The 10,791-nt window shown below is 66.1% G+C and carries 8 protein-coding genes; 2 read left to right on the forward strand and 6 right to left on the reverse strand.

The features are described from left to right. Positions 1-175: 175 nt before the first annotated feature. Entirely contained in the window at positions 176-979 is an 804-nt protein-coding gene (locus ACCC94_RS23465; protein WP_413351994.1) for an SDR family NAD(P)-dependent oxidoreductase, read from the reverse strand. 338 nt (positions 980-1,317) lie between these two features. Here ACCC94_RS23465 and ACCC94_RS23470 point away from each other — a divergent pair, with 338 nt between their 5' ends. After that, positions 1,318-1,455 (forward strand): PSPA7_2676 family Cys-rich small protein, encoded by a 138-nt coding sequence (locus ACCC94_RS23470; protein ID WP_413351995.1) that lies wholly within the window; start codon positions 1,318-1,320, stop codon positions 1,453-1,455. An 80-nt stretch (positions 1,456-1,535) separates the two neighbouring features. Here ACCC94_RS23470 and peaD read toward each other — a convergent pair whose 3' ends face one another. From peaD to ccsA, 5 genes are all read right to left on the reverse strand, one after another. Further along, positions 1,536-2,669 (reverse strand): quinohemoprotein amine dehydrogenase subunit beta, encoded by a 1,134-nt coding sequence (peaD, locus tag ACCC94_RS23475; protein WP_413351996.1) that lies wholly within the window; start codon positions 2,667-2,669, stop codon positions 1,536-1,538. A 44-nt stretch (positions 2,670-2,713) separates the two neighbouring features. Continuing rightward, positions 2,714-3,037: a quinohemoprotein amine dehydrogenase subunit gamma gene (gene qhpC, locus ACCC94_RS23480; protein WP_015477047.1), complete on the reverse strand. Its 324-nt coding sequence runs from the start codon at positions 3,035-3,037 to the stop codon at positions 2,714-2,716. 1 nt (position 3,038) lies between these two features. Next, complete coding sequence (gene peaB, locus ACCC94_RS23485; protein WP_413351997.1) at positions 3,039-4,469, reverse strand: quinohemoprotein amine dehydrogenase maturation protein; 1,431 nt, start codon at positions 4,467-4,469, stop codon at positions 3,039-3,041. Positions 4,470-4,546: 77 nt separating this feature from the next. Beyond that, complete coding sequence (gene peaA / locus ACCC94_RS23490) at positions 4,547-6,118, reverse strand: quinohemoprotein amine dehydrogenase subunit alpha (RefSeq protein WP_413351998.1); 1,572 nt, start codon at positions 6,116-6,118, stop codon at positions 4,547-4,549. Positions 6,119-6,315: 197 nt separating this feature from the next. Next, entirely contained in the window at positions 6,316-8,499 is a 2,184-nt protein-coding gene (gene ccsA / locus ACCC94_RS23495; RefSeq protein WP_413352000.1) for a cytochrome c biogenesis protein CcsA, read from the reverse strand. Positions 8,500-8,987: 488 nt separating this feature from the next. Between ccsA and ACCC94_RS23500 the strand changes: the two genes are divergently transcribed. Then, positions 8,988-10,661, forward strand: a complete 1,674-nt coding sequence (locus tag ACCC94_RS23500) for an MFS transporter (protein ID WP_413351999.1) — start codon at positions 8,988-8,990, stop codon at positions 10,659-10,661. Positions 10,662-10,791: the final 130 nt, after the last annotated feature.

The raw sequence follows: 10,791 nt of genomic DNA on the forward strand, positions 1-10,791 counted from the left end.
CCCCCCCCCCTCGCCCGCCCGCCCCACCCCCGCCGGGCCCCCGCCCGCGCCCCCCCCCTCTCCCCGGGGGGGGGGCCGCCCCCCCCCCCCCCCGCTCCTACGAAGAGCCATTGCGCGCGCATAAAAAAGCCCCGGCGCAAGGCCGGGGCAAGCTTTTCGCCACTCAGTTACTCGATCAAACCACCACGCCATAACGCTGCGCCGGGGCGCTGCGGGACAGGTTCGGCGCCATCTTCAGGCGCGCGGCGGTGAAGGCTTCGAATTCGCCCGCATCCGGCAGCGCCGGCAGGGTCACCACTTCGCCCAGCGCCAGGCCGGCCAGCGCGGCGTCGACCATGTGGTTCACATCCATCAGCATTTCCGCCGGCAGTGCGGAGATGTCGGTGCCGGCACGGTTCCATATCTCGGTGCGGGTAGCGCCCGGCAGAACGGCCTGGATACGCAGGCCCAGCGGCGCCAGTTCCTGCTGCATGGACTGGGTCAGGTTGAGCACGAAGGCCTTGGTGGCGCTGTAGCTGCCGTTGAACAGCTCCGGCGCCAGGGCCAGTACCGAGGCCACGTTGATGATGGTGCCGCGGCCGCGCCCGGCGAAGGCCTTGGCGGCAGCGCCGGCCAGCCGTGCGGTGGCGATGACGTTCAGCTCGATCATGCTTTCCAGACGGTCCAGATCGGTCTCCAGCAGGGTGCCGTTGAGGGCCACGCCGGCGTTGTTCAGCAACAGGCTGATGCTCGCGTCTTCGGCGAGACGGGCCTCGATGCGGGAGCGATCTTCGCGGCGGGTCAGGTCGGCCTTCAGCACATCCACCGAGACGCCGTACTCCTCGCCCAGGCGCGCGGCCAGGGCATCCAGGCGCTGCTGGTCGCGGGCCACCAGCAACAGGTCGTAGCCCTGGGCAGCGAAGCGCTGGGCGTAGGTGGCGCCGATGCCGGAGGAAGCGCCGGTGATCAGTGCGCGGCCCAGTTCGGATTTGGCATTCATGGTTCTTTCTCCAGGGAGGCGTTCGCCCCGCTTGCAAGGTTGAGTGGGCCTGGTGGCCGTCTGGAATGTCCGGCCGATTGAATGATGACCGTCATCTGAATTAGAATATTATGCTCATAATATTATCTGTCAAGCGCCTCGGTTCAGGGGTGACGAACGGCGAGGAAGGCAGTGGAGAGCTTAGCGCGACGGGCGTAAGGCGCCATCGGGCAGTTTAGGTTGCCCATTCCAGAGCGCTCGCGAGAGGCTCGTTGGCGTCTCCACACAAGAACAATCCCGGAGCGTCACCTGCACCCTGCTGCCTGTCTAACGAACCGGAGCGATCCGGAGGAGGACACATGCGATTGCGCTGCTTTTTCCTGGGATGCGTTTGGGATGAAGGGACTCTGACCGAAGTCGGCCGCGTGCCGATGCTGTGCCAGCGCTGTGCGCGCTGCGGTGCCCAGCGGTACTTGAGCCTGGAACCGGAAATCTGAGCCGCAAACGAAACTGCCCGGAGCACACAGGTGCTCCGGGCAGTTTCATGACCGCAGGCAGGCTATCGGCAGCCCTGGGGTCAGTTGGCCACGAACGCCTGGCTGGTGGTGATCGCCATGTCGCCGCCGGGCAGCTTCAGATCGCCGATGCGCTCCAGGCTGTCGGCGTCGAAGATCGCCACGTCGTTCAGGGTGCCGGTCAGGTACAGCTTGTTGCCGGCCTTGTTGGTGCTCAGGCAGTAGTAGGAGTGGTCCAGGTTCGCCGCCTTGACCAGCTTCTGCTGCTTGATGTCGTACTTGGCCAGGCGGTTCAGCACGCCATAGATGACGTTGCGGTCCTTGGCCGAGCGGATGCCGCTGAAGTACACCTCGGTGACCGGGCCGAAATCGACGGTCTCGGTCTTGCCGGTGGCCAGGTCGATGTTGAAGAAGCCGTAGAGGAACTCGGCCGTGGCCATGTCCTGCTTGGCGTCCTTGAACTTCGCCGTGGTGTAGAGCAGCGAGAAGTCACGCGGGTAGGTCTGCTGGTTCCACACGTAGAGCACGTCTGGCGGCGCGTAGTTGGGGCGCTTCCAGTTGCGGCTGGGGATCACCACGTCGAACTTGCCGGTCTTCACGTTCACCTTGTAGATGTCCGGCCCCGCCACGTAGAGGGTGCCGTCGTCGCCGCTCTGCATGATGGTCAGCTGGCGCGGCGCCGGGAAGGTGCGCACCGGCTTGGCCTCCATGCCGTCGGCAACGGAGTACACCTGCAGGCGCGGCTGCTGCACCTCGTAGTGCTCGGCGAGGATCAGCGTGGGGTTGGCGATGGCGTAGATCTCCTTGCCGTCGTGGCTGACGGTCATGGAGAACATCGCCCGCGCGTTCTCGCCCGGCTTCTGCGCGATGGTGGCGTGGAACACCGGTTTGCAGTCATCGAGCTGGATGCCGTAGATGTCCGCGTAGTGGTTGCTGAGGATGTAGACGGTCTTGCGGTCCGGCGACAGCTGGGTCATGCCCGGGCCATAGGCACCGGGGATGGTGCAGGTCTTGAACAGCTTGTCGGTCTGCATGTCGATGACATGCAAGTTGTTCGGGTAATTGGTGCTGATCAGGTACTCGTGGCCGCTTTCCAGCGCCTTGCTCACGTCTGCGCCAGCGTCGGCGGCGAGAGCTTGCAGCGCGCAGGCCAGCGAGAGGCCGCCGAGCGCGGCGGCGAATGCTTTTCTGGACATGCAGGTTTTCCTCTTGTTCTTCTGTCCCATGTGTTTCAGGGCGATCATTTGTCGTCCGGGAATACGGTGCCGAGGTTGCGCCAGTTCTCGGCCGAGGCCTGCGCATCCTTGTTCCAGTCGGGGTAGGTACTCATCATGTCCGGCACCTGGGCCGGCCACCAGCAGGGGTCGGAGCAGCCGTAGAGGTCCGCCTCCATCGGCTGGCAGAGCGAGGACACGCCGCCGAACACGTCGACTTCCCAGCCCGGGTCGGTGGTCGCCGCGCAGCCGGCCACGGAGTTCATCGCCACCACGTCCTCGATGCGATCCTCGGCGGCGGCCTGTTCGAGCTTCTGTGCTTTGGTGTTGATCGCTTTCAGATGTTTCATGTCAGTGCGCCTTCCGCGGAGTGATGTGGCGGTCGATGAAGCTGGGGTTGGAAGCCATGATCCGGCTGTAGACCTCGATGCCGAAATCGACCCAGTCCCTCATCAGTTCGCAGTAGTGGTAGGTGGGGTGCGCCGGGTCGCCGTAGCGCGCGTAGCTCTCGTGATAGCAGCCGCCGGAGCAGAGGTTGCGGATGTGGCAGGTGGCGCAGCCGGTGTCGGTGCGGTCCAGGCGCTGCGAGAGGAACTCGTTCAGCTCGGCCTGCTTCACCCCTTCGTGCACGTTGCCGAAGGTCGGCAGCGAGGAGCCGGTGAAGCGGTGGCACAGGTTCAGCTCGCCCTTGTGGTCCACCGCCAGCATCTTCAGGCCGGCGCCGCACGGCAGGGCCTTCTTCTGCCCTTCGTGGATGTCGGTGATCAGCTGGTGCAGGTTGGAGAAGCCGATGTTGCGCCCCTGCAGCGCCTCGTCCAGGTAGCGGCGGCCGAGGGCCTTCATGCCGGCGAAGACGTCCTTCAGCTCATCCCCGGTGAGGTTGTAGCTGCTGATGTCGCCCGAGGTGACTGGCGCGAAACCGACTTCGGCAAAACCCATCTCGTTGAACAGGTGGTTCCAGATGGTCTCGACGTCGGTGACGCCGGTGGTCAGGGTCACCCGCGCGCCGACCGGCCGCGCGGTGTAGCGCGACAGCAGCATGTCGGCCTTGCGCCGCACCACGTCATAGGTGCCCTGCCCGCCCACGGTGATGCGGTTGCGGTCGTGCACCGTCTTCGGCCCGTCGATGCTGATGGACAGCCCGAAGCGATGGGCGTTGAGCCAGTCGACGATTTCCTCGGTGAGCAGCGTGGCGTTGGTGGTCATGACGAAGTCCACGGTCTTGCCCAGCTCGCCGAAACGGCGCTCGCAGTAGGCGACCATGTGCTCGATCAGCGGGCGGTTGGACAGCGGTTCGCCGCCGAAGAACACCACGGTGTAGCGCTGCTCGTCGGGGGACTCCTGGATCAGCATTTCCACCGAGGCCTCGGCGGTTTCCGCGCCCATCTTCTTGCCCGCGGAGGGCTTGTCCAGGTCTTCCTTGTAGCAGTAGGTGCAGCTGAGGTTGCAGCCGGTGTTGACGTTCAGCACCACGGTGTTGAGCGCGGTGCGATCGACTTTTTTGATGCCGATTTCAGGGGTCAGCGGCGAGCCGTCGCTGACCAGCTCCAGCGCGATCAGCTCGCGCAGGGTCTCGTCGATTTCTTCGGCGGCGAAGCGCCCGCCCAGGCGTTGGGTCAGCTCGTCCGGCGAGCAGGCATGCCCGCGCAGCGCGTCGATGATCCCGCCGGTCAGCTCGTCGCTGGCGAACAGCGAAGAGCTGGGGATATGGAACAACAGGCGGTCGGCGTCGACCTGCACTTCGTGCAGGTTGCGTTCGACCAGATTCAAGATGGCGCCCATGGCGACCTCCCGGAACTTGCTTGCCAATCCCCGTCCGCAGACGGGGCTCAGGGGTTCAGTTCATCCGATTCCGTTCATCACGGGATCGGCGGGTTGTTCCAACGCTGCACGGTGACGATCATGTGCCCTTCGCCCTTGTGCGACTGCCCGGCGTCGTCCACCGCGGCGATCACCTTCAGGTTGCCGGCGTTGTTGGTCATCATCTTGCGATCCGGGTTCGGCCCGGCGTCGCCAGGAGTGAAGATGCCGGTGGCGGCGTCCATCAGACCTGCGAACTTCACGTCCTGGTCTTCCCTGGCGCGGTCATCGAAGGGCTCGACCGACCACTGCGCCGGGAACACGCCGATGCGGAACGGCTTGCCGTCGGCGCCCTTGCCCCAGGCCTCGGCATCGAAGCTGCCCTGGACCTTGGGCGTGGAGCCGCCATTGCCACCGATGCGGGCGATGGAGAACTCCGGCACCACCTTCACTTCGGCGATGTCCTTGTACACCGCGAGGCTGCCGCCCTTGGCGGTGCCCACGGTGACGTCGCGCTCGCCGGCAGCGGCCGCATCGCCGGCCTTGACCTTGACGGTCACGCGCTCGGGCGTCTCGGACACCACCGACACCACCTCCACCCCCTTGCCGAACGACGGCTTGCCCTTCAGGCCGGTGCCGACCACGCTGACTTCGGTCTCCGCACCCGCCTTGATGTAGGCCGGCTGCACGCCCAGCACGTGGCTGGTGCCGTCCTTCGCCGCGACAAAGTCCAGGCCGCGCTCGTCGTGGGCCTTGTCGAACATGCGGCCCTGCATCTGGCCGTTCAGGGCGGCGAACACCTGACGCATCGTCACATCCCCGACGCTGACCGCACCGCGCCATTCATAGCCGTTGTAGAGCACCGCGCTGCCCTCGCCACTGAACGGCGAGCCGTCGGCGTACTGGCCCTTCACGCTGACCTTGAAGGCGTCGTCGCCGTCCTGGGTCACGCTCATGCTGCCGGCGAGGTCGCCCTTGCCCGGCAAGTGCCCGGCGAAGCTCCAGTTACCCGCCAGCGACTCTGCCTTGGGCCGGTTCTTCTGCCAGTCGGACCAGGCCTTGCTGTCCAGCGGGTAGCGCTTGGCGAGCTCGGGGACCATTTCCTTCTTCGCCAGGTCGAACCAGTCGCGGTCGCGGGCCAGGGCCTGGTATTCCAGCGACGGCCAGCGGCCGAGGTGGAAGTTCACCAGCTTCTCCCACTCCGCCGCCGGGCGACGTTGCAGGGCGATGCGCGCACCGGAGTGACAGCGGGCGCACATCTGCTCGAAGTTGGTATCGAATTTCTCGACGGTATTCAGCCGGCGCTCGAGGGCGTAGCGCACGCCCTCGGTCTCGCTGGGCGCCAGGCCCTGCTTGTCGGCGAGGAACTTGACCACCGAACGGCGTTCCTCGTCGGTGATCTTCAGACCGTACATCACCTGCATGCGGGCGATGCTCATCAGCCAGCCTTCGGGGGTCTTGCGCTGGTGGCTGATACGGCTGAGGGAATTGTTGCCTTCGGGCGTGTGGCACGCCTGGCACTTGGCGTTGATGATCGCCTGGCCTTCGGGTGCGGCCTGGGCCGTCTGGTGCAGCGCAAGGGCCAGTGCGGCCAGGGTTCCGGCACCCACATAGCGCCGAAGTCGTGTCATCTTCAAGGTCAGGCCTCCTCGGTATTCTTGTTGATTATTCGCGCCCACCGATGGGCTAAGAGCGAGCTCTTGAAAGCGGTTTTGCAGGTTATGTGCCACTACTGCGCATACCCCGCCGAATCAGGCTTTCGGCGGACTCTGCGGGCACCCCCGGCAAACGGCAGCGGGATTGCGACGTCACATTTCGCGATAGCTGTCTAACTCTGAGACAGGGCCCGTGAGACACCCTGCGAAGCAGTATGGTCCGGCCTGCGCAAAGTGCCGCCCGCCGGCAGCAACAGGGCGCCGAAGAGCATGCCCAGCAGGCCGATCCAGACCAGCGAGAGGAACGGGAAGCGGCGCACCACCACGACGCTCTCGATGTCGTCGCCGGGCTGTTTGAGCAGGCGGGCCGAAGCTGGCACCCATATCTGCAGGTCGCCACTCCAGCCGCGGACGATGAACGGGTGCAGCACGTAGCCGCGATCCGAGGCGAAGCGCGCGTAGTGGTAGTCGAGAATCTCGCAGAGCTGGCGCACCGGGCCCTGGTAGGCCGGCGGGTTGCCGCGGCTGTCCTGGAACAGCGCGTGGCCGGCGAGCGTGCGGTCGCCGTCGCGCAACTCCACCTTGGCCACCGCCTGGTAGCCGGAGAAATCCGGCCGGCTGGAATCCGGTGAGACGCGCATCTGCAGGCCGCCGATCACCGCGTGCCACTGCTCGAAGGAAGTGCCCGGCGGGATGCTGATCTGCTGGTAGCTGTTCAGCGCCGTGGCAGCCAGCCCGCCCACCAGCGCGACGACTGCGCCGCCATGCACCAGCGCGAGCCCGGCGCTGTAGCGCAGGTTGCCCATCCCCCGGCTGCGCCACAGACTCTGCGCGCCCCAGAACAGGCAGCTGAACATCAGGAAGGCGCCGCCCAGCAGCGCCGCATCCAGCCACGGCAGCACCCGCACGATGTTCTGCGAGAGCATGCCGTCGCCGTTGTAGCCGTCGCTCAGCCAGCCGCCGCGCCAGCCGGTGCAGAGCATCAGCGCGGCCACCAACACGGTCGCCAGCAACGCCAGACGGGACCGTCCGCAACGGCGCAGGAAGCTGTAGCCGCCCATCAGGCCGAGCGCCGCCAGCAGCGGCACCACCCAGTGCGCCAGGCCGTAGCCGTTGACGTCCCACTGGTCGAAGGCGCGGCGCAGGCTGTCCATCTCGGCGGTGGTGGCCCAGGCGGTCAGGGTCTCGAAGAAGGGTTTCAGCTCGCTGGGCCGCTCCATCCCCAGCCATTCGTAGAGGTGCGCCTGGAGCAGCGCGCCAAGTGCCAGCAGGCCGGTGCCGGCGAACAGGTAGATGGCCGCGTCGAGCGTCCAGTCCGAGGCGCCGCGTCGCCGCCCTGCCCGCTTGCGCGCCCGCCACCCGGCCAGCAAATGGAATGCCGCGAGCGCCAGCAGGACCGCCGCCAGCGCCAGATGACTGAGCCAGGACGTGGTGCCGATGTAACGGTGCGAGCTGGCCAGCACGGTGCTGCGGGTCACCGCCATGGCGCCACAGGCCATGGCTGCGGCCAGCAGGCTGAGGACTGGCAACAGCCTTGCGTAGGGGCCGTCCGCGCGCCAGCGGCGAGCGCCGTGCAGCACCGCGCCGAGCAGCGCCCAGATGATGAAGGCCGAGGTCTGTACCGGGTCCCAGTGCCACAGCTGGCCGTAGGTGAAGTCCTCCATCGCCCAGGCCATGCCCACGCCGATGCCGGCGCTGAGGATCAGCCACGCGCGGCGGCTGTAGCGGAGCATCACCCAGGCGTAGGCGTGCCCGCCTCTCTCCAGTGCTTCGAGCGCGGCACCGGCCGGCGCCAGCACCCAGGCGTACGCGCAGAGAACCAGCGGCGCGTGCAGCGACATCCAGAAGGTCTGCAGGTGGGCGTTCATGCCCTGGCTCGGCTGCGCCGCCAGCCAGTCCGCCGGCGTTGCGCTGAACGGCCCGAGCCAGGCGGCGGTGGCCACATACCAGGCGGTGATCAGCGCCATGCCGCGCCCCGCCCAACCGCCTAGCGCGGCACTCTTGAGCGCGATAGCCATGCAGAAGGTCGCCAGCAGCAGCACCGTGCCCTCGTCGCCACCCCAGAGATTGGAGAACTTCAGGTAGGCCGGCAGCGACGCACTGCTGTACAGCCAGGCGTAGCGCAGCTGGAAGTGATCGGCCGTCAGGTGCAGCGCCAGCGCGAGGCAAGCGCCGCAAAGCGCCCCGGCTGCAACCTGCCACGCAAGGCTGCGCCATTCATGGCGGAAGGCGCCCAGGGCAATCAGCGCTGCCAGCCCCCAGAGCAACGCATTGCCCACGCCAGGCGATAGCCACAACAAAAGGCAGACCAGCGAGGCGGTAATCCACCCCGCAATCCACTGCGACGACAGGTGCATCCTCTTCAAGCCAGGCCTCCTTGTGCAGCGCCACCGTGGCGCTGGGCGAAACCCCGAGCGCTTCACGTTGCGTGCCAGCGGGAAAAGTCCTTGCGAAACAGCAGGCTGGGCTCAGGCGATGAGAAATGAGACGTGGCAGATCGCGACAGCTGTAGCAGCCTGAGACAACCCAGAGCGTTATAGACGATGGTCTAATTGCCGGCTCTTTCGATCGGGAAGTGACAGCCCGCGAGGTGCCAGCCAGACGCCTCGCGTTCGCCGGGCTGTCCAGAACAGGTGCCAATCCGCGCCAGGCGGGGCTTTGCCGGCCTGGAAAGTGGCCAGACGCGTGAGAACGATTATGCTTTCAGATGACCTTGCGGTGCTGCGCAGGGCCGCCTGTTTTCAAGCACCAGCAATCCGTAGGAACTGTCATCAGCCCTGGGCTCGAGTGCGGTAACGGAAATTGAGGGACTCCGGCCCAAAACAACAACAAGACGGAGACGAACATGGCGCAAACCTACAGCCCGGCCGCGGGCAACGCTCCTCACAGCGGGATCACCAAGGAGGAGCGCAAGGTCATCTTTGCCTCCTCCCTGGGCACCGTTTTCGAATGGTATGACTTCTATCTCTACGGCTCCCTGGCGGCGATCATCGCCAAGCACTTCTTCGCCGGGGTCAATGAAACCACCGCCTTCATCTTCGCCCTGCTGGCCTTCGCCGCCGGCTTCGCGGTGCGGCCCTTCGGCGCCATCGTGTTCGGCCGCCTCGGCGACATGATCGGGCGCAAGCACACCTTCCTCATCACCATCATCATCATGGGCGTGTCCACCGCCGTGGTCGGCCTGCTGCCCGCCTACGCCACCATCGGCGTGGCCGCACCGATCATCCTGATCACCCTGCGGCTGCTGCAGGGCCTGGCGCTGGGCGGCGAGTATGGCGGCGCGGCCACTTACGTCGCCGAGCACGCGCCCAAGGGCAAGCGTGGCTTCTTCACCTCGTGGATCCAGACCACCGCGACGCTGGGCCTGTTCCTCTCGCTGCTGGTGATCATGGCCTGCCGCACCGTGCTCGGCACCGAGGCGTTCGAGGCCTGGGGCTGGCGGATTCCCTTCCTGCTGTCGATCCTGCTGCTGATCGTCTCGGTGTACATTCGCCTGCAGCTCTCCGAGTCGCCGGTGTTCCTGAAGATGAAGGAGGAAGGCAAGGCGTCCAAGGCGCCGCTGACCGAGTCCTTCGGCCGCTGGGAGAACCTCAAGGTGGTGATCATGTCGCTGCTCGGCGGCACCGCCGGACAAGCCGTAGTCTGGTACACCGGGCAGTTCTACGCGCTGTTCTTCCTGCTGCAGACGCTGAAGATCGACGCGCAGACCGCCAACCTGCTGATCGCCGGCTCCCTGCTGCTGGGCACGCCGTTCTTCGTGTTCTTCGGCAGCCTGTCCGACCGCATCGGCCGCAAGAAGATCATCATGGCCGGCTGCATCCTCGCCGCGCTGACCTACTTCCCGATCTTCCACGGCCTGACCCAGTTCGGTAACCCGGACGTGTTCGCCGCCCAGGAGAAGAACCCGGTCACCGTCGTGGCCGACCCGAACGCCTGCTCCTTCCAGTTCGACCCGGTGGGCAAGGCGAAATTCGTCAGCTCCTGCGACCTGGCCAAGAGCCTGCTGGCCAAGCGCGCCATCCCCTACGACAACCTCAAGGCCGAGAACGGCGCGCTGGCGCAGGTACACATCGGCGACAAGGTCATCGCCAGCTTCGAAGGGGCCGGCATGCCGGCGGCGGAATTCAAGGTGCAGTCCGAGGTGTTCACCGCGCAGCTCGCCGCCTCGCTCAAGGAAGCCGGCTACCCGGAGAAGGCGGACCCTGCGAAGATCAACCACCTGATGATGCTGGTGCTGCTGACCGTCCTGGTGATCTACGTGACCATGGTCTACGGGCCGATTGCCGCGTGGCTGGTGGAGCTGTTCCCGACGCGCATCCGCTATACCTCCATGTCGCTGCCCTACCACATCGGCAACGGCTGGTTCGGCGGCTTCCTGCCCACCGTCGCCTTCGCCATGGTGGCGGCCACCGGGGACATCTACTACGGCCTCTGGTACCCCATCGTCATCGCGGTGATGACGGCGATCCTCGGCATCTTCTTCCTGCCGGAGACCAAGGATCGGGATATCAGCCACTGATGCTCCCGCAGGGAGGTTCGGCTCTCGTTGGAGCGGACTGCATCCGTGAACTACCGGCAGAACGGTGCCAGGTCCGTTCGCGAGCAAGCTCGCTCCTACGAAGAGCTGGCCCTGTAGGAGCGAGCTTGCT

It is taken from the genome of Pseudomonas sp. Pseusp97 (assembly GCF_047304025.1).
In the GTDB taxonomy this organism is placed as follows: domain Bacteria; phylum Pseudomonadota; class Gammaproteobacteria; order Pseudomonadales; family Pseudomonadaceae; genus Pseudomonas.